This window comes from Lysinibacillus sp. RC46, from assembly GCF_041262385.1.
In the GTDB taxonomy this organism is placed as follows: Bacteria; Bacillota; Bacilli; order Bacillales_A; family Planococcaceae; genus Lysinibacillus.
Map to the genome: position 1 here is coordinate 95,040 of NZ_JBGCCF010000008.1, position 20,638 is coordinate 115,677.

The 20,638-nt window shown below is 35.6% G+C and carries 19 protein-coding genes; 7 read left to right on the plus strand and 12 right to left on the minus strand.

The window, feature by feature from the left end; all coding sequences use genetic code 11:
* Positions 1–227: 227 nt before the first annotated feature.
* Complete coding sequence (locus tag ABH966_RS09615; RefSeq protein ID WP_370077814.1) at positions 228–1,148, minus strand: LysR family transcriptional regulator; 921 nt, start codon at positions 1,146–1,148, stop codon at positions 228–230.
* Positions 1,149–1,272: 124 nt separating this feature from the next.
* Between ABH966_RS09615 and ABH966_RS09620 the strand changes: the two genes are divergently transcribed.
* Complete coding sequence (locus ABH966_RS09620) at positions 1,273–2,463, plus strand: coenzyme F420-0:L-glutamate ligase (protein ID WP_370077816.1); 1,191 nt, start codon at positions 1,273–1,275, stop codon at positions 2,461–2,463.
* Positions 2,464–2,528: 65 nt separating this feature from the next.
* On the opposite strand, the gene ABH966_RS09625 is transcribed toward ABH966_RS09620, so the two are convergent.
* A complete protein-coding gene (locus ABH966_RS09625) occupies positions 2,529–3,152 on the minus strand; it encodes a hypothetical protein (protein ID WP_370077818.1) in 624 nt (207 codons plus the stop codon).
* A complete protein-coding gene (locus ABH966_RS09630; protein WP_370077820.1) occupies positions 3,142–4,224 on the minus strand; it encodes a YHYH domain-containing protein in 1,083 nt (360 codons plus the stop codon). The genes ABH966_RS09625 and ABH966_RS09630 overlap by 11 nt, the downstream gene beginning before the upstream one ends.
* Positions 4,225–5,732: 1,508 nt before the next feature.
* Here ABH966_RS09630 and helD point away from each other — a divergent pair.
* The gene (gene helD, locus ABH966_RS09635) at positions 5,733–8,039 is read left to right on the plus strand and encodes an RNA polymerase recycling motor HelD (protein WP_370077822.1); all 2,307 of its coding nucleotides are present in this window, start codon (positions 5,733–5,735) and stop codon (positions 8,037–8,039) included.
* A 66-nt stretch (positions 8,040–8,105) separates the two neighbouring features.
* Here the strand turns inward: helD and ABH966_RS09640 are convergent, their stop codons facing one another.
* The 5 genes from ABH966_RS09640 to ABH966_RS09660 form a co-directional block, all read right to left on the minus strand.
* Complete coding sequence (locus tag ABH966_RS09640) at positions 8,106–8,861, minus strand: amino acid ABC transporter ATP-binding protein (RefSeq protein ID WP_370077824.1); 756 nt, start codon at positions 8,859–8,861, stop codon at positions 8,106–8,108.
* A 13-nt stretch (positions 8,862–8,874) separates the two neighbouring features.
* Positions 8,875–9,576 (minus strand): amino acid ABC transporter permease, encoded by a 702-nt coding sequence (locus ABH966_RS09645; protein ID WP_134022231.1) that lies wholly within the window; start codon positions 9,574–9,576, stop codon positions 8,875–8,877.
* A gap of 12 nt (positions 9,577–9,588) precedes the next feature.
* Positions 9,589–10,296, minus strand: coding sequence for an amino acid ABC transporter permease (locus ABH966_RS09650; protein ID WP_197142622.1), 708 nt, complete (start codon positions 10,294–10,296; stop codon positions 9,589–9,591).
* 429 nt (positions 10,297–10,725) lie between these two features.
* Positions 10,726–11,595 carry a transporter substrate-binding domain-containing protein gene (locus ABH966_RS09655; RefSeq protein ID WP_370077826.1) on the minus strand — a complete coding sequence of 290 codons (870 nt, stop codon included), beginning with the start codon at positions 11,593–11,595 and terminating at the stop codon, positions 10,726–10,728.
* A 13-nt stretch (positions 11,596–11,608) separates the two neighbouring features.
* Entirely contained in the window at positions 11,609–12,796 is a 1,188-nt protein-coding gene (locus ABH966_RS09660) for an acyl-CoA dehydrogenase family protein (protein WP_370077828.1), read from the minus strand.
* A gap of 271 nt (positions 12,797–13,067) precedes the next feature.
* Here ABH966_RS09660 and ABH966_RS09665 point away from each other — a divergent pair, with 271 nt between their 5' ends.
* Positions 13,068–13,814: a hypothetical protein gene (locus ABH966_RS09665; protein WP_370077830.1), complete on the plus strand. Its 747-nt coding sequence runs from the start codon at positions 13,068–13,070 to the stop codon at positions 13,812–13,814.
* Positions 13,815–13,922: 108 nt separating this feature from the next.
* Here ABH966_RS09665 and ABH966_RS09670 read toward each other — a convergent pair whose 3' ends face one another.
* Positions 13,923–14,297 carry a VOC family protein gene (locus ABH966_RS09670; protein ID WP_370077832.1) on the minus strand — a complete coding sequence of 125 codons (375 nt, stop codon included), beginning with the start codon at positions 14,295–14,297 and terminating at the stop codon, positions 13,923–13,925.
* A gap of 337 nt (positions 14,298–14,634) precedes the next feature.
* Between ABH966_RS09670 and ABH966_RS09675 the strand changes: the two genes are divergently transcribed.
* The gene (locus ABH966_RS09675) at positions 14,635–16,584 is read left to right on the plus strand and encodes a methyl-accepting chemotaxis protein (RefSeq protein ID WP_370077833.1); all 1,950 of its coding nucleotides are present in this window, start codon (positions 14,635–14,637) and stop codon (positions 16,582–16,584) included.
* A 117-nt stretch (positions 16,585–16,701) separates the two neighbouring features.
* Here the strand turns inward: ABH966_RS09675 and ABH966_RS09680 are convergent, their stop codons facing one another.
* Positions 16,702–17,121 (minus strand): VOC family protein, encoded by a 420-nt coding sequence (locus ABH966_RS09680; protein WP_370077835.1) that lies wholly within the window; start codon positions 17,119–17,121, stop codon positions 16,702–16,704.
* Positions 17,122–17,463: 342 nt separating this feature from the next.
* On the opposite strand from ABH966_RS09680, the gene guaC reads away from it, so the two are divergent.
* Positions 17,464–18,447 (plus strand): GMP reductase, encoded by a 984-nt coding sequence (gene guaC / locus ABH966_RS09685; RefSeq protein ID WP_370077837.1) that lies wholly within the window; start codon positions 17,464–17,466, stop codon positions 18,445–18,447.
* Positions 18,448–18,562: 115 nt separating this feature from the next.
* On the opposite strand, the gene ABH966_RS09690 is transcribed toward guaC, so the two are convergent.
* Positions 18,563–19,123, minus strand: coding sequence for a hypothetical protein (locus ABH966_RS09690; protein WP_370077839.1), 561 nt, complete (start codon positions 19,121–19,123; stop codon positions 18,563–18,565).
* A gap of 137 nt (positions 19,124–19,260) precedes the next feature.
* On the opposite strand from ABH966_RS09690, the gene ABH966_RS09695 reads away from it, so the two are divergent.
* A complete protein-coding gene (locus ABH966_RS09695) occupies positions 19,261–19,812 on the plus strand; it encodes a TetR/AcrR family transcriptional regulator (protein WP_370077841.1) in 552 nt (183 codons plus the stop codon).
* A gap of 109 nt (positions 19,813–19,921) precedes the next feature.
* Here the strand turns inward: ABH966_RS09695 and ABH966_RS09700 are convergent, their stop codons facing one another.
* The gene (locus ABH966_RS09700; protein ID WP_370077843.1) at positions 19,922–20,143 is read right to left on the minus strand and encodes a phosphate-starvation-inducible protein PsiE; all 222 of its coding nucleotides are present in this window, start codon (positions 20,141–20,143) and stop codon (positions 19,922–19,924) included.
* Positions 20,144–20,372: 229 nt separating this feature from the next.
* Between ABH966_RS09700 and ABH966_RS09705 the strand changes: the two genes are divergently transcribed.
* Positions 20,373–20,597 (plus strand): hypothetical protein, encoded by a 225-nt coding sequence (locus tag ABH966_RS09705; protein ID WP_370077845.1) that lies wholly within the window; start codon positions 20,373–20,375, stop codon positions 20,595–20,597.
* Positions 20,598–20,638 lie beyond the last annotated feature (41 nt).

Consider the following 20,638-nt stretch of genomic DNA (forward strand, 5'->3'; position numbering starts at 1 on the left):
CGTGACCAACATCGTGTTGGCCCGAGACCCTGCAGCGAAGCGGATGTTTTCTGTGTGAAAGCGTAGCGACAGCAACAACAAATGTTTTCTGTAGCGAAAGCAAAGCGGCAGCTACAAAGCGCCCAGTAGAACGGAAATCAACCTCTCGTTTTGCAGAAGAGCCATACTTTATTTAATGTGACAAAGATTCCCTTCACCATTTTGGTTTTCAACACTACTCGCTAAGCTCACTTTATAATTCTTGGATTTAGACGTTTACGCTCCTGCTTATGCTCAATAATTTCTACAAATTTCAACGCTGCTCGAGATAAAGGTACGCTTTTCAAATAACACATGCCAATGCTCCGATTTGGTATACTTTCTGTTAATGTTAGCTCATATAAAAATCCTCGCTGCAAATAATCTTTAGAAAATTCTTTCGTTACACAAGCAATTCCTAAATTACTGCGTGCAAATTCCAGCACTAGATCATGTGAACCAAGCTCAAACTCAGGTTCAATGAAGATCCCTCTTGCAAATAAATAATCTTCTACATACTTTCTTGAATTTGATTTTTTCTCTAAAAATACAAGTGGAAACTTTAACAGATCCTCAAAGCTTAAGCTTTTTGATGCCAAGGTTTTGTACTTTTCGCCGCATACAAAAATATCCTGAACCTCGGTGCAAGCTGTTAACTGTAATGTCTGATCTTCTATCGGAAAATTACAAAGTCCTATATCAACCTCACCAGATTTAATAAAGTTACAAATTTCCGAAGTCGTTCCATTTAACATTTGTAATTTGATATTTGGATACATTGTATGAAACGTCTCTAGATAAGGCATTAAAAAGAAACGAGAAATAGTGTCCCCTACTCCAATTTTCAATTGACCTGTTGTTAAATTTTTAAATTCTAGCAGCTTCTCCTCACCAGCATCTAAAAGGCCTAACGCTGAATTTGTATACTCATATAAAAGTTTACCCTCAGTTGTTAACGTCACCCCTTTAGGTGTACGGTTAAAAAGACGTGTACCTAGCTCCTTTTCTAATTGCATCATGGCTTGGCTAACAGCTGGTTGAGTCATATATAAATCTTTAGCTGCACTTGAAAAGCTATTATTTTTAGCGACAATACTAAAAACGCGATATAAATCTAATTTCCCTATCATATAAGCACCTCTTATAGCTATTATACGAACTATTAATTTTACTTATATCACTAAAGGAGCGTATAGTAAAACTATATTGGTTTTATTTAACATACATTTACCTATTTAATAAGGAGAGATTATTTTGGATCGTGTAGTTGGTACAGTAGTAAGAGGTCTTCGTGGTCCAATTATTAACGAAGGCGATAATATTGAGCAAATCGTTGTTGATACAGTATTAAATGCAGCAAAGATTGAAGGCTATTCCATTGAAGATCGTGACATTGTCACAGTAACAGAATCTGTCGTTGCGCGTGCACAAGGTAACTATGCATCCATTGATGATATCGCAACTGACGTAGCTGCTAAATTTGGCGATGATACTGTTGGTGTTATTTTTCCAATTCTAAGCCGTAATCGTTTCGCTAACTGCTTACGTGGTATTGCAAAAGGCGTAAAAAAGGTTGTTCTTATGCTTAGCTATCCATCTGATGAAGTTGGGAATCACCTAGTTGATATCGATGAGCTAGATGTCAAAGGGATTAATCCTTGGACAGATACTTTAACTGAGGTTGAATTCCGTGAGCATTTCGGCTATAAAAAACATACATTTACAGGTGTAGATTATATCGAATATTATAAAGAGCTGATCGAAGCTGAAGGTGCTACTTGTGAAGTTATCTTTTCAAATAACCCAAAAACAATTTTAGATTTTACGAAGAGTGTTTTAACTTGTGATATTCATACACGCTTACGTACGAAACGTATTTTAACGGCAAATGGCGCTGAAAAAGTATACAGTCTTGATAATATTTTATCTGTATCTAATAACGGTTCTGGCTTCAATGCGGAGTATGGTCTACTTGGTTCAAATAAAGCTACTGAAGATAGCGTAAAATTATTCCCACATACTTGCCAACCAATCGTTGATGGCATCCAAGCAAAACTCAAAGAAGCTACTGGTAAAACAGTTGAAGTAATGGTTTATGGTGATGGTGCATTTAAAGATCCTGTGGGCAAGATTTGGGAGTTAGCTGACCCAGTTGTTTCACCAGCTTTCACTGCTGGATTAGATGGCACGCCAAACGAAGTAAAGCTAAAATACTTAGCAGATAATGATTTTGCGGATCTTCGCGGCGAAGAATTAAAAGCAGCAATTTCTGAGTATATCCAAAACAAAGACGAAGATTTAACTGGGCAAATGGCAGCTCAAGGTACAACACCTCGTCGTTTAACAGACCTAATTGGTTCACTATCTGATCTAACTTCTGGTTCAGGTGATAAAGGAACACCAATGATTTATATTCAAGGTTATTTCGATAACTATACAAAGTAATTTCCAAAAAAAGTGCGAGCTAGTTGCTCGCACTTTTTCTATTGAAAGATTCATTAGCTATAATATTAATTCACTTTTGAAACACTAAATATTACACCAGCAGCTTGATCATATTTTAAATTATAACGAATCTTATTTTTCTCTACAGTTGTTTCATTCTTTTGATATTCATAACTTTCGTCAAACAAACGTAAATCCTTCAAAACAGCGCCAATCTCGTTTTGGTTTAAGATGGGGTTTGTCATACCAATTAACAACCCCATAGAAAGTATGATATCCATCCCTTCGCCTTGCCCCACCATAACCAACTCATGTACTGCGCCTTTTTCATCAATATTTTCAATTAAAGTAATATCCTTACCCAACTTCGAAGTAATTGTTTCTTCTTCTTTTTTTATATTTTCAAGAGAATACGAGAAGTCTAGTTTTTTAATTTCTTTATTGAATGCCTCTATAAATTCTTCTTGGTTACTATAAAGAGGCAGCGTTGTTGCCATTCCAATTATCATCGGAGAGACAAAGTAGACACCGGCTATTGCGGTAGCTATAGTACGTTTCATTTTAGTAAGACGTCCCTGTTTCCACATAAGAAATACACCCAAAGGAGGAAAAATAATTAACCAAAACCACATAAACCAAGCTGTTTTAAAAATCGGGGTTCTAAGTTTTAACTCTGATTTATGCAGCATCTTTCTTTCCCCCTTTTAACAATTCTTCAATGTTAACATTAAATATAAATTTCCTAGCATTATCTGTACCCTCATGTAAGGAGTCTTTTAATATATTTACAATATTTTCATCATAATGTGAGTTGTTTTCATCTTCCATTAAATGATTAAAAAGAGACGTCCCTTCAAAATCCGTTGTCTTAATATCAAAACTTTTTAGTAGTAATTGTTCGCCTTGTATTCGCTGGATTTTCTTTTGATATTGTGAGATTAATGTTGGCGTTTCTGTTTTTTTGACCAATAATTTATAAAGCTTTTTAGCATCCCCATACTGCTTTTGGTGAAATGCTTCTTCTGCATCACTCGTTAAAGACTCTACCGTTTCATTATAAAAAGATTTAATTTTATCTAAATCTTTTATCTTCTGAGCCTCTTGGATAAAGCTGAAAGTTTTTTCGTACTCTTTTTCATCTCTAGCATTTGTTGCTTTATAAAGCAATTCATTGATTTTCTCGTTCTCTTCTATTTGTTTTAATAAACCATTAGCCTTTAGCTTATTCTCGTCGCTAGCATGTCGATTTTCTTTTATATAAATCGCATAATCTTTAGCTATTGAATAATCCCCTGCATTACTCTTAGATTCAGCCAACTGATAAATAGCATTCATAGAATTTTGAATAAGGCTATCTGTCTTACTACTACTTTTATTCAATTCATAAATCTTTTCAAGTTCAGTAATAGCTTTCTTATAATCTCCACTATTATATAAATCCGCTGCTGTTGTGTAATAGTTTTCCGCCTTCACTTGATCCTCATCCACTTTTGGCTCTGGCGTTGAGGTTACAGATTTTGTTGGGGCAGGCTTTGATGTACTACTGCTACCACTGGATGTTCCACTACTACCGTTGGATGTACTACCGCCATTATGATAATGATACTCTCCATTTTTTAATCCCCATTTTGCGCAGTTAGTTCGACAGGTATGTCCTCCATTGCTATCAGTTCTGCCTGGATGGGCACTTGCTGTATACGGTGGCAGAAGTAAAAAACAGCATGCTAAAATACTAATTATCGACAAATAACCATTTCTCACCATTTTTACCTCCAATCTATAATAATTGCTATATTTTATAATATCATATTACCCCATTACGTATAGTACGATTTCGCTATTCTCCATTCCGATCTAAAAAATCAAATAATACAAGTGAGAAACTGGAGTGCGTTTAGTTTTTGAGGGGAAAATCTAAAATATGATAGATATACTAAATTATTTATTTAAAATTACCTATGGAGCAGGGGGGTATTTTATCCTGTTCATAGAAAAACCCCCTAAGTATCCTTTTTACATCGTCTACTTAGAGGGAACAAATTCTATTATGTCATTTCATGTGAGGGTGACAGGAATCGAACCTGTAAATCCCTATAAAGGGACACGCTGCCGCTGATTACTTCCTCAAATTCATTATATATTATTAATTTCATGTTAAAGAATTATTTTTTCCTCAGTCCTTTTGTTTTATAGTAGGTATACCTTACCTTTTCAAATCATACTTATTTCAACTGATTAGGGATTGCTTCTTCATTTAACTAATGTTCGCTTATTCTGCATAATGGACTGTTTTCATACATATATATTATAAAAAGCTCCACATATTTGGACCAGCTCTGGATTAGTGAGATAAATTGCTCTTTTGAGATTTCGCCCAGGCTACTTCATGTACATTATGAACCTCTTCTACCCCTCCCCCCATATTAGAAACTCTATATCTCCTCTCAGTTTTCCCATTATCACTATCGGAACTTTTCTCTTTCTTTGTTTTTTTTTGATATACAAAATAAAAAAACAACATCAAAATAATAATATATAATTTTCACACAACACAACGTTTTACCTATCGTGAATACCCGGCGTTCCTATTCAATATTTGTCGCACCAACAATAAAAATTTGACTTTCAGCAACATTCGAACACTCACATAAAACACGGAATACTATTCGCGATTTCTACCTCTCAGCGTCACCAAGTAACTCTTAACGCCCATCGCATCACTTGAAAGAATAAGCGCATTTTCGCTTTTCGCTAGACCCTTAACCAAGATTATTTTTGAGGTTCGAGGGATAAAATGATGTAAGTTAGGTATGTCATCCGTTAAAACGTATACCATGAATATAAGTTGATTGGAATAGAGGCTGAGTAACTCCTTGGGGATCAGCGTCACAGATGAGATCCTAGAGAGAGCAAATGGACAACTCCTTCGCGACCAACATCGTGCTGTTGCCGCTGCCGCTTCGTTTTCACACAAAAACATTTGTTTGCTCAAGCGGCTCATCGGACGCCCCAAGAAAGCGCCCAGTCAGAAAGGGAAACAACCTCACATTATAATAAAAAATCACATGCTTAAAAGGGGAGAAAACAGGCTACAAAAAAGGGCTGTTCCAACTTTTTCGGAACAGCCTTTTTTATTAAAAAATTGATTTTCTCTTATAACTTTATTATATCATAAATTTGCCAAAATTACTAGACTATACTTCTTTCTGAAATAGCTGTATGATAAATTTCCCGATTCTAAATCCATATTGAAAGGAATGTGAGTAACATTGGAAAAGCAATATGAATGGACAGAAGAAAAACAGTATCTTGCTCTTTGTTTAAACACAGTTGATCATAAAAAAGAGGAGTTACTACAAAAAGAAAAGGCTGTTAAAGACAATGTTTTAGCGTTAAAGAAAACCTTTTGGGACGACGTTAGAGTGAATTTAGATACGCCTGAGGATATAGACGAAACCTTTTATGCTATCAAACAACAGGCAGAGCTCTTATCTGATTCCCAGCATGCTCAGCAACGTGTCATCAAGGATGTAAAAATTTATGACCGTTTACTGCAATCACCCTATTTCGCTCGCATTGATTTTTTACAGGATGATCATAACGAACCTTTAAAGATTTATATCGGTGTAGCAACCTTAATGGATGAAGAGAATGAAAACATACTAATTTACGATTGGCGAGCCCCTATATCAAGTATGTATTATGATTACACCCCTGGCCCCGCTACTTATGAAACGGCGACTGACGAAATTCAAGGTGAGATGCTTTTAAAACGGCAATTTATCATTAAAAATGGCCAATTACAATCGATGTTTAATACAGGTTTAACGATCGGTGATGACTTATTACTCGATATTCTCGCTCAAAATGCAAACGAACATATCCGCAGCATCGTAGCAACGATTCAAGCTGAGCAAAATAAAATAATTCGACATGTCAGCACTCCTTATCTAATCGTAGAGGGTGTCGCGGGTAGTGGAAAAACGGCTGTTGCTCTCCAACGTGTTGCTTATTTGTTATATCATTATCGAGACCAAATTACTGCTGATCAAATTTTATTGATTACACCTAATCAGCTCTTTAATCAATATGTTCATACCGTTTTACCGGATTTAGGTGAAGACAATATGCAGCAATTAACCTTCTCCGAATATGCAACAAAACGTTTAGGTCGACAGTTCCAATTGGAATATCCTTATGAGCAATTGGAGTCACTTTTAACAGAGCAAGATGACTCACTCTACCAAATGAAGCTTTCGATTATTTCTTTTAAAGCTAGCCTCCAATATCGAGAATTGATGGACAAATATATTGAGCACCTTACAAATGAAGGTTTGCTGTTTAAAAATATTGTTTTTCGCGGAGAAAGAATTATTACAGCTCAAGAAATTGCTGAATACTTTTATTCGTTCAACGCCACAATGCCTATCCCAAATCGACTGCAGTTAGTGAAAGAATGGTTATTACAACGATTATCGAAAATTGAAAAAGCAGAACGGGCAAAAGAATGGGTAGAAGAAGCCAGTGAACTTTTAGACATTGAAGAATATACAAAAACCTATAGCGAGCTTTTACATGAAGGTCGATTTTCAGAAAATTCTTTTGATGATTTCGAGCAAGAACGCAAGAAATTAGCCATCCAAATTGTCAAAAAACAGTTCAAGCCACTTCGTCAATCTGTGAAACAATTAAAGTTTGTTCACATATTAGGCATTTATCGACAATTGTTTGAGATGAACTATACGATTCATCAGCAATTACAGAACTTTTTGCCCGACCATTGGGAAGAAATCTGTCAACATACACTCCCTAATTTAGCAAAGCGCATTATTTCATATGAAGATACCGCTCCATTTTTATATTTGCAGGACAAAATAGAAGGTCAACGAACAAATACGATGATTCGCCATGTTTTAGTTGATGAAGCACAAGACTATTCTCCATTTCAGCTATTTGTATTACAACAATTATTCCCACGTGCACGTATGACTATATTGGGCGATGGACATCAAACCATCCATCCTCATACCTTTAAAAACCCTTCCCTGCTAACGCCACAATTGTATGGTGAACAAGCAGAAAAAATGATATTGACGAAAAGTTATCGCTCAACAAAACAAATTATTCAACTAACTTCGAAGATTTTACATGAAGGCGCCAAAGTAGAAGCCTTTAATCGAACTGGTCCCGAACCGACTATCACGATTGTTCCAAACGAAATAGATTTAATTGAACAGCTTGTCGAAAAGATTAACAGTTTGTCCCTAAAGTTCGAAACAATTGCAGTCATCTGTAAAACAGAGCAAGAATGTACAATGGTTTTTGATCAAATGAAAGACCAAGTAGATCTTCAACTCATTACCCATGATACAAATCAATTTAAAAAAGGAATTTTACTGTTACCTGCTTATATGGCAAAAGGAATTGAATTTGATGCTGTCTTGCTATACAATGCTTCCGCAGCTAATTATTCTAGAGAAACAGAACGTAATTATTTCTACACAGCTTGTACACGAGCTATGCACGAATTGCATGTCTACTCAATTAATGAGTTAACACATTTTTTAAAGCTTTAATTTCAAAAAAGAGAATCCACAAGCTTCCATGGAAGGCTTGCAGATTCTCTTCTTTTATCATCTAAGTTAAATGTAGTAAGTATAATCCTCTGGAATAACACGTTTTAAGAATTTTTTCGTGCGCTCCTCTTTCGGATTAACAAATATATCATGAGGATTTCCTTCCTCTACTACGACACCACCGTCCATAAAAATCACCCGGTTTGCTACGTCTTTTGCAAAGCCCATTTCATGTGTGACCACAAGCATTGTTGTTCCTTCTGCTGCAATGTTCTTCATAACCTGAAGGACTTCTCCTACTAGCTCTGGGTCAAGTGCAGAAGTCGGTTCATCAAATAAAATAATATCAGGATTTAATGCTACTGCTCGTGCAATACCGACTCGCTGCTGCTGACCTCCTGACAATTGACTTGGATAGGCATCATATTTTTCTGATAAGCCTACTTTATCAAGCGCCTTTTTGCCAACTTCAATCGCTTCTGCCTTCGGAATTTTACGTCCTATAATAAGCCCTTCTGTCACATTTTCTAGCGCTGTTTTATTCGTGAAAAGATTGTAGTTTTGGAATACAAAGGCTACACGCTGACGAATCGAATGTACGTCCTTCTTCTTCACATTTTGAAAATCTACTTGGATATCACCAAATGTCGCATGTCCTTGGTCAGCCTTCTCTAAAAAGTTAATGCAACGTAATAATGTTGTTTTTCCTGAGCCGCTTGGGCCTAAAATAACAACAACATCGCCTTTATCAATGGCTAAATCGACACCCTTTAAAATTTCATTGTCTCCAAATGATTTATGAATATTTTTAATTTCTAACATACTCGTTCACCCCTTAGGCTTTTGCCACTTTGAATTTACTTAAATGTTTTTCATATCGTTTAAAGATGTATTCAACTGTACTACATAAAATTAAGTACACTATGAAAATATCAATATATGCTTCTACGTAATTGTAGCCAACATTTGCAGCCACCTTAGCCTTTAATGTAATTTCAGGTAAGGACATTGCATAGCCTAAAGACGTCGCTTTAATGAGATTGACTGTAGCCGTACAAATATTTGGCATAGCTACTACTAAAGCCTGCGGAATAATAATACGGCGATAGGCTTGAAATGTTGTTAAGCCTACTGCATGAGCAGCCTCTAGCTGACCTTTTTCAATCGTACTTAAAGCAGAACGAAATACCTCAATTAATATTGCCGTTGTACTAAATGCGAAGACGATAAATGCATACCAAATCGGATTGATTTTATAAATATCGTAGGCAATATTATATTTTTCAAAAATCATTTTAAGTAGTAATGGGATACTACTATAAATAATAAAGATTTGAATGATTATAGGTGTACCTCGGACAAAGGAGACATAAATTTTTGCTATATGATGGATCACTGGGATTTTATTGATTCTTGTTAGTGCTAGTAGAAAGCCAAGTGGTAAAGCAACGAGCATAGCAACAATTGTCACAAGGAGTGCGATAGGTACACCTGATAATGCAACAAAAAATGTTTCAACTAAAAATTGATAATTCATGGTTTCGCCTCCTTACGTTGTTTCTAATGTCTTTTTCCCCTTACCAAAGAACTTTTCTAGCATAGCGAAGAATTTTTCTATAATAATCGACAGCACCCAATAAACAATCGCTAAAGCAATATATATTTCTAATGCATGTGCATTAATGTTACTTGCAATAATTAAATTTGCCTTTCCGACAATATCAATTAAGCCGATTGTATAAGCGAGCGCCCCTTCTTGTAATAAGGCAATCATTCCATTCCCAAAGTTCGGTAAAGCGATAACGAGTGCCTGCGGGAAAATAATACGTCGATAGGCCTGAAATGGCGTTAATCCCACACTAACAGCCGCTTCAAATTGCCCTTTATCAATCGCTAAATAAGCAGAACGAATAACTTCCGACATAATCGCCGCAAACTGCAAAGTGAACGTTACGACTACGAAAATGGCTGTTTCGATTGAATGGAGATTGATGCCGAAGTTTTCCGCTAACGCTGGAACACCATAATATACGAGGAATAATAAGACGATAGATGGTGTACAACGCATAATCGTTGTATATAAGTTCGCTAATTTTCGCAGCAATTTTATTGAACTTAACTTGGCAGCCGCTAATAGTAAGCCAAATATTGTGCCTAGTACAATGGAAGAACCCGCGACTAAAAAGGTAACTTTTAAAAACGGTAATAATACAGGAATTGAGTTCCAAATGTATGATGCATCAAAATACTTCTCCATTTCCTCACCAACTTCTATATAAATGTACAATAAGAGGTGTGTTGATTAGCTATTTTTAATTACTAAAATTAAGTAGAAGACGCTGATTTCCGTTACGGGCTACTTGCTTTCTTGCGGGCGAGCGACGAGCCGCTTCCTTCGCTCCGCTCCGTGCAGGGTCTCGTCTGTCTTGCTTTCCTGCGGGAGTCAAGTAGCCCTTCACTACAATCAGCTAAATATGCTCATATATAAGGCAAATTATCAACAAAAAAATCCCTTTTTCACCCAATAATTAACAAACATTTTTCCCTAATCAACACACCTGATACAATAATTCTCTTTTTATTAATAAAGACTGCTGAGTATACTGACTCAACAGCCTTTTATTTAGTAGTAGCTGCTAGCACTTTCCCTTCTAAAGAGGGGTCTTCTTTGATCAGCTACCGCCTATTAGCGCTTCACAGAATCTAACACTTCAAATAAATCTCGACCGTAAAACTTAGTGCTTAATTCATTTGTTTTCTTTTGCTCTTTAATTTTTGCTATAGCTTTATCGTAAGCATCTGCAAATTCTTGTTCCTTTTTATTGAACAACGGCCATGTTTTGATAACGTCAAATTCGTTGTAAACTACATCATCTTTTAAATTATGATATGGGCCATCTTCTGCTAAAACTTGTTGTTTAAATGGACCTTCAATCATCACACCACCATCGACACGTTTTTCATTTACCCATTGCACGACATCGACAGTAAATGCATCTCCAGCTTGTAATTTCACTTTATTGTCTGGGTTGGCTTTATTATATTCATCTATAATTGTGTATTGGGCATTATTCGCAGCAATTGGTGCTAATGAATAACCTTTTTTCGCAAAGTCGGCTAATGTTTTCACACCCTCATCTTCTTTACGTAATACTAAGCCCGCACTACTTAAGCCTAAAAATTCTTTAGGGAAAATAAACTTTTCTGTACGTTCTTGCGTAAAGAAGGCATTTTTTATCCCTACTTGATATTTCCCTTGCTCAACACCAATTAGTAAATCATCACTAGTTGTACCTACGAATTCAAACTTATATTCAGGTAACATCTCATCCACTAGCTTCATAACTTCCACATCGTAGCCTGTTGGGTTTCCGTTATCATCAATATAACTAATAGGCTTAGATGCCTGATCATATGCAACCTTCACTGTACGTACTTTCGCGCCATCTTCGGAATCTTTATCTGAAGCTTCACCTGAATTACAGCCCGCTAAAATAGCAAGTGAAGCCAACCCGATTGCTGCCAATTGGAAAATCTTTTTCTTTTGTTTAAACATATGTCATTTCCCCTTATTCTCCATTGTTTTGTAATTGATGTTCAGTCGATTTTTGTTGTTCAATTGCTGCCTTTGCCAATTTAATAATTGTCATATCATCCATCGGTGGATTATGAAGTCCTGCACGAACATTTCGATAGTAGCGCTGTAATGGGTTTGTTAATTGTAGGCTTTTAGCTCCTACTACACGCATTGCCTTATCGACGATTTCAATCGCCAAATTTGTTACCGTATGCTTAGCAACTGCCATTTCATTTACCAAAAGCTCACGTCTAGCTGGGTCATCATAAGCTTCGGCAACCCCATACAGTACAAAGCGCGCTTGATATAGCTTCAATTCAATATCACCTAGAAGTTGCTGCACATTTGGTAATGTACTAATTGGAGCATTTAAACTATTAGGTTGATAATGATTGGCAAAATGCAGTGCATAATCACGAGCTGCCTGCGCAATCCCTAAGTATGTTGCTGGTATATGTAGCATCCAACCATTTATCTTGCCACCACTTGGGTGACCCGGTAACTCTACTAAATGATTTGAAGGGACTATCACATCTTTTAAAACTAGGTCATGACTGCTTGTGCCTCGCATTGCAGACATTTCCCAGTTTTCTTCAATTGAAAGCCCCTGGGCATCTTTATGAATAAGGAAGTAACCAATTTGATTTTTCTCCTCAATCCACGCTGATGTTAAGAAGTAATCTAGTACCGGGGAGGCTGTCGTAAAGATTTTACGTCCATTTAAGAGCCAACCTGCCTCTTTTGACACAGCATTTGTTCCTGGTCGCCCTCCACGTGTTGGACTACCAGTTGCCGCTTCACTCGCAGCCCTATTTATAATTGCTCCGTTCTTTATTTCCTGAGCAAATGAACTTAGTAAATCGTCTGTCCATAGCTTTTTCTCATATAGTTCGCCTATAACACCTAATGTCCACCCTAGTGAGAGTGAAGCATTTTCGTCGTAGCTTGCTAACGTTTCTTGAACGAGTACCAAATCATAGACTGATAATCCTTCACCGCCATATTCTTTCGGTAAAGTTAGTTTTGGATAACCAATTTGCAGAAGTAGTTTATGTGCTTCGAATGGAAAACGAGATTGTTCATCTACTTCTTTAGCCTCAGCCTTGATTGGCTCAGAAATAGATGCTAGCTGATCTAGCCAATACTGCTGCTGCTTTGTTTTAATAAATAAATTCTTCAAGAAAATCTCCTTCTTCCCAAAATGTATAAAACATATATACTTACTAAGAATTAAAGTTGTAAAAAAATCTCTAACTACGTATTAGTAGCGAGAGGATGCGTGGTACTGAATTTTCTGATTCGTTGACATTTATGATACTTTTCACATTTAAAAATGTCAATGGGTTAATTACAAGTTTTTTTATAAGCTTTATATCCATTACTAACACGTCTTCCTTTTTCACCAAGCCATGTTTACAACATATGCTAAAACTAAAGAAAGAGGTGCATGTATGACTAATAATATGAATCCATCCTTAAATAATATGCCTATTTCAACTATGACCCCTCAGGTTATTCAGACGAAATTTGGAGATATTAATGGAGATGGCTTACTTGAAACTGTTCTTTTGATGGGGACTAAAACTCCAGATAGCCCTTTGTGGAAAGACCTAACGCTTGCTATTTTTTACGGACAGACGCACCAATTCGAAAAAATAATGCTAAAACAAAGCGTTGGCTATAATCCAACTATATTTTTAGGTGACTTTACAGGCAATCACCTAGAAGATATTCTAGCTATTTCTGACACAGGAGGTAGTGGAGGCATTATCAACGGGGAAATATTTGCCTCAATAAACGGCAAAATTCGCTCAATTTTTGATGCAATTTCTTTTAATAATAAGCTAAAGTACAGCGTTAATTATCAAAATCAATATAAAGTAGCCGTTCGTAGCATGAATCCCCAAAAGCAATATATCATCGATTTACAATACAAGGGTCTGGATTATTTAGCAGAAATTTATAATCAAGACGGTACACTAAAGCAGCCTATTGAAGGATGGGTTGATCCAATCAGCGGATTGTACCCAGTGGACTATGAACGTGATGGCATATATGAGATTTTAGCGTATCAGTCTATAGCAGGCCGATTTCATGCCGATGGATTAGGGTATGTAGAAAATATTTTGAAATGGGATGGCCATGAATTTATCGTTGACCGTCAAACTGTAGGGATTTTTGGAGAAGATATAAAATAAATTACGTGCACTTATATAGGGGAAAAAGCAAAAATCTGTCCGATTTCCGCATAGAATAATCGAAATTGGACAGATTCGAACTTACTTTTTCTACTGATGGGACAAGGTTTATTTTTCTACTAATGCAAAATAATTATTTTCGTGATCAGCAAAATTAAAAACCCTACCCATTGGCATCATTACTAAATCTCCTACTTTAACGCCCTTTGCTTGAAAATCCTGATATAAATTTTCTATATGATCGGCATAAAACATAATAGAAGGTGTCCCTAAATTTAATTCAGGCTGCATTTTCGCAATGATTTCTTTGTTGTGTAGAACAAGGGTAGTTTGAGCTTCTTTAGTTGGAGCAATTTCAATCCAACGTACTCCTCCCTCTTCCTGGTCAGCAACTACAACAAATCCAACTTTTTCTGTCCAAAACTTCACAGCAGTTTCCTGATCATTTACATATAACATCACTTGTCCAATTTGTCGAATCATGAAAACAATCCCCCCTCTTTTGAGCATTAGTATATATCAAAAAGTAGCTTTATATGTCATCTAATGATTATCGTTTCAAAATATTATTTCTTATATCTACAATTAATGAACAGTTATTACAAAATACTTAACTTTTATTTTATTTTTGATAAAATGAGCCTAGTCGTCTATTATTTGCCTTAATCGGTAAAGTATATACTTTTCACCATACATAGGGTGTCGATTATCCGATGAACCTCTTAGGACAATAGGAGGTTGGTCACAAGGGCGTTATTACATCCAATTTTCGGTGATAAGACAAAGTATCAAATACTAAATTATAGTGAGGATAATTCAAGTGAAACAACTAAGTTTAAGGAAAAAGCTCATTTTTTCATTTTTAGCAATGCTTCTCATCCCAACACTGTTAATTGGAATTGTGTCTTACCAAAGTGCTGGAAAACAAATTTCAGAAGAACAACAAGCAAGCGCAGCCGAAAGTGTGCGCATGCTTAATACGAATATTACTAACACGATTGAGCCAAGAGTGAAGGACATTCAATATTTTACTAAAAAGCTCAATCAATCTTATTTACAAGAAGGTAAAATTCCAGAACTTAAATCTCTTTTCAAAGAATACATCAATATGCATCCAGAGGTGGAGCTGATTTATATTGGAACCTCTGATGGCAGACTACTAGATGAGCCTGCTCAAAAATACCCTAGTGGGTTTGATCCGCGTACGAGACCTTGGTATAAGCAAGCTTTAGATAACAAAAACCAAGTATCTATTACAGCTCCATACATTACACAAACTACAGGTGATATCGTTCTTACGATTACTCAGGCTTTACCAGATGGCTCAGGGGTAATCGGGTTAGATTTAAATATATCTAAACTTAGTACCATCACGAATGATATACGCATAGGAGAAACTGGCTTTGCTTCACTTTTAGATGGCAATAAAATTTATATTGCCCAACCAGATAAAGAAAGTGGCTCTGAAGCAACAGAAAGCTATATTACTAAAATCTATGAACAAGATAGTGGTAGCATTATAGAAAAAGATCGTCAGCTACAATTTGTTACAAATAAGCTAACAGGTTGGAAAGTTGTTGGTACAATGTTTACAGCCGAGGCTGCAAAAGCCGCTGCTTCGACCTTTAATATCAACTTAATAATCATCGCTGTTTCTATTATTGTTGGTATTATTTTTATGCTATTCATGATAAAATCGATCGTTAATCCGATCAATCGACTTAAACAAAGCGCTATAAAAATTAGTGAAGGCGATTTAACAGCGTTTATTGACATTCATTCTAAAGACGAGATTGGACAGCTAGGGGAAGCCTTTATCGCAATGAAGGTTAACTTAAAAAAACTTATTCGCAACGTTGATCAAAGCTCCCAACACGTACAGACTTCAGCACATGGATTATCTGCGAATGCCGAACAAAATATAGCTGCTTCAGAACAAGTTACTAACGCTATGCAACAGGTTGCTATCAGTACAGAAAAACAAACAACTGGCATTGACCAAAATGCTGTTTCTATTGAGGAAATCGCAAAAGGAGTCGTCGAGGTCGCTGATAGCTCTATGCAGGTTTCAGACTTATCTAGCCATGCTATAAAATTGGCCGAAGAAGGTGGCCAAGCAGTCGAACAAACTGTTAATCAAATGATTTCTATTCATGAATCTGTGACGCAATCAGATACGATGATTAAATCACTCTATGATCGAACAAAGGAAATCGGGTCTATTTTAGAAATTATTAGTGCTATTTCAGATCAAACAAATCTACTTGCCCTTAATGCTGCTATTGAGGCAGCGCGAGCTGGAGAGCATGGGAAAGGCTTTGCAGTAGTTGCCGATGAAGTGCGCAAGTTAGCAGAGCAATCCCATCAATCAGCAGAGCAAATTTCTGCACTGATTACTGGCATTCAGCAAGATACGGCTAAATCTGTTCAAACAATGATTAAGGCTTCAGCGGATGTCCAGGATGGTTTACAACTAACAGAAGATACAAGTAAAAAATTTGCAAACATTATTAAGAGTCTACACGATATTGCTCCGAAAATGGAGGATATATCTGCATCCGCTCAGGAGATGTCAGCAGTAGTCGAAGAAGTTTCTGCAACAGCTATCGAGCTATCTGATCATGCTAAATTAAATGCAGCAGCGTCAGAGGAAGTTGCCGCTTCAACTGAACAAACGTTGTCCTCGATGCAGGAAATGGCTGTAGCCTCAAAAGCACTTCTCGACATGGCTGATGAATTACAAAGCTATGTGAATCGTTTTAAATACTAAAAAGAAAAGCACGATGTTAATGGAGATTTTCCAAACATCGTGCTTTTCAATATTAATTTCTTTCAGCAATTATTTTCTGTAGCGACAGCTACAATTATGCCGAGGCATAATTGCTCTTTATTTATTTTCCTCATAACTAAATTGCCATTCTATACCGAATTTATCAGTAAGGGAGCCGTAACATTTACTCCAAAACGTTTCTTGTAGCTCCATTTTAACCTTGCCACCATCTTTAAGACCGTCAAAAGCTTTTCGCAGCTGAGTCTCATCGTCTGAGACAACGGCTAACGTTATATTGTTTCCAGTCATGAATGGATTGCCTGGAAATGTATCTGAGAACATTACAGTGCTACCAAAAATCGAAAGTCGCGTATGCATCACAAGATCTTTTGCTTCCTCTGGTAATGGATAATTTGGGTTTTGTGGTGAATCTCCAAATGTCATAATTTCAGGCTTGTTCGCATTAAAAACTTTCTCATAAAAAGATACAGCCTCTCGACAATTTCCATTAAAAATTAAATAGACCTCTACTGCCATTCCCAACACTCCCTTTGTCATTTTTCGAAACAATTCTATTTTACATGGATAGCAAATAGTAATACAAATTTTAGATAAAACTAATTAAAAACTCCTTTTCCTCTTTTGAAGAATCATAATAGATCTTACTTCCTTACAAAAATTTGCAGAATTTTAACCTTACTTTTATCTTTTTTAACAATTGCTAAAACTTATATTTCGCTTAATTCCTGTTCTTTCCTGTTATTTTTTTATTTATTTAGATAAAAGCTTTGACATTTACTCGAAAATAATGTAAATTACCAAATGACGAACGATTTAAATTAAAACTTAAAAAATATTCGTATTTTAGGAGTGTTTATAATGGATAACGTATTTGACTATGAAGATATTCAACTAATTCCCGCAAAATGTATAGTAGAAAGTCGCTCAGAATGTGATACTTCTGTTACTTTAGGTGATCATACATTCAAACTTCCTGTTGTACCGGCAAACATGCAAACAATTATCGACGAAAGTCTTGCTGCGAAGCTTGCTGAAAACGGTTACTTTTATATCATGCACCGTTTTAACCCAGAGACACGTATCAATTTCATTAAAGATATGCAAGCTCGTGGATTAATTGCATCTATTAGTGTTGGTGTGAAAAATGAAGAATATCCTTTTATTGAAGAATTAGCTGCTGCTAATTTAGTGCCTGAATTTATTACAATCGATATTGCACATGGTCATTCAAATGCTGTTATTCGTATGATTCAACATATCAAAAAACATCTACCAAATAGCTTTGTTATTGCTGGTAATGTGGGTACACCTGAAGCAGTACGTGAACTTGAAAACGCTGGTGCAGATGCAACAAAAGTTGGTATTGGACCAGGTAAAGTATGTATTACTAAAATCAAAACTGGTTTTGGTACAGGTGGTTGGCAGCTTGCTGCACTACGCTGGTGTGCAAAAGCCGCAACAAAGCCAATTATCGCTGATGGTGGTATTCGCACACATGGTGATATTGCAAAATCGGTTCGCTTTGGTGCTTCAATGGTAATGATTGGATCATTATTTGCAGGTCACGAAGAGTCACCTGGAGAAACGATCGAAATCGACGGTAAAACTGTGAAGGAATACTTCGGATCTGCTTCTGAATTCCAAAAAGGTGAACGTAAAAATGTTGAAGGTAAAAAAATGTTTGTTGAACATAAAGGTAGCATCAAAGATACGTTAATTGAAATGCAACAAGACCTTCAATCATCTATTTCCTATGCAGGTGGCAATAAACTTGATGCCATTCGAAATGTAGATTATGTAATTGTGAAAAACTCTATTTTTAATGGAGATAAGGTATACTAACAGTCTAACCAGCATGAAGCTAGCCGAAAATTTTTGCTAGCTTCATTTACTTTTTCTTTATTCGCAAATATACAAATCCCCTATCTTTTCACCCCCTCGTAAACTATTCATAAATTTATTTCATTAAAAACTTAAGTGATATTTTTATTTTTTTAAATAAAATTACTAAAAATAATAGAATAGCTAGAAGAAGGCTTAAATAAACACATAGAAATTTTATTTTTGTACAATAGCTAGAAATTAACCCTAAATAAAAAAGTTCCGTTGGATATTTCATGAGGATAATACTTAAGAAAAGATTTTCTAAATAATCAAATGCCATACCTATAAACGGAAGGACAATGAAATAGTTTACTATTTTATTTTTGATTTTTAGAACTTTAAAAAAGTACGAAATCACTACCGAATAAAAAAATGCATAAGTAAGAGGATAAATAAAATCAATTATAAAAAAAGTTGTTAAATAATAGGATCTCCCTGCTACCCCTTGTAAAAATAAAGTTTCGTAAATCTCTTGTACGGTATAGCTAAAATGTAAATCTAATATGCCTATTCCGCCTGTAATTCCTTTTAAAGTAGAAATTGCACTACGCATAATAAACATAGAACATAAAAAAATTATAAGTAGGATACTAACACTTTTCATATTAGATAATTTATTAATTGCCCCAAACATACTCCCACCCCCACTGGTTAAAATACACATTTGTGTAATTTTCATGTTTTGAAGTATAATTGAGCAAAAATTTGAAGTCAATATAATCCAAGCAAGTGATACAAATCAAGGCTATTCGTGTCATACAGGAGGAAGTTATGGAAAAAAGTAAAAATCCAATATCTATTCGCTCAAGGAAAATAATTATTAATACTTTATTAGAACTAATGAAAGTGAAGGAATATAGTGAAATTACTATTACAGAAATAGTAATTAAAGCTCAACTGGCTCGCAAAACATTTTATCGTAATTTTAAGTCAAAAGATGATGTACTAAATGAATATGTAGACTATTTATTTAATAAATATATTCATAAACTAGCTAATTTAGATAATTTAACAAATTTTTCAGTAACCAAATGTTATTTTGAGTTTTGGCAAGAGCATGTATCATTCCTTAAACTTTTAGAGAGAAACAATTTATTATTTTATATACTAAAAAAATACGAAGAGTACTTACCGGTGATCCATAATCTATTTCCATGTAAACAACAAAATAAAGTTAATGACACGATGCTTAAATATAGCATAGCTTATTCATCCGGTGGGTTTTGGAAGATTCTTTGTAAGTGGGTAGAGGATGATTGTACGGAAAGTCCTGATGAAATGGGTTTAATATATAATAGTTTTATGGGGATACCCAATGATTAACTATAGGTTTTACAGTCCACCTTCTAAGGAAAATTATCGTTATACTTTATATGTTCCTTTCCAACAAAAGAAAAAATGCTACCAATTAAGAGTAGCATTTTCCTAAAGATTATAGCTTGTTAATAACAGCGTGGATCGTTTCTTTTAATTCTGCATCATGATCAGAAAGGTCTACAAGGTTTGCTACACGTTCACGTAATACTGGACGTTCAATTACAAGCTTTTCATCAAGAACTTGTACTAGTAACTCGATAACAAGACGATCACGTACGTTTAATGCTTCCTCTAAACGCTCTGGTGTAATTTTTCCTGTTTTTGCTGCATTAGCCATTTTAAAAACCCCTTTTGAATTTTATATTCATGCACATCTATTTTAGCATACAGCTAATTTATTTTGAAAACTTTCTTTCGCGAATATATAGGCTCATCACCATAACGTGTGGTTGATTTCCGTTCCGACTGGGCGCTTTGTTGTTGCTGTCGCTACGCTTTCGCACAGATAAAACATTTGCCGCTGACGCTTCACTTTCGCGCAGAGCAGAGCTTCCTGGGGGCGTCCGATGAGCCGCTTGGGCCAACATGATGTTGGTCACGAAGGCGTTATCACAGGACGTGATGTTTTTAGCCTTCGTTCCTCTATTGCTGATCCCCAAGGCGTCGCCCAGCCTTCACTCCAATCAACCTATATACATAACATACGTTTTAACAAATATCATCCACAGCTTTTGGCGATAATTCAATATATACCAAAACTTTACAAATCAAACCTAATACATTTACGATAAAATGTTATATTCAAATCATAAAACGAAGACGCTCAAACATA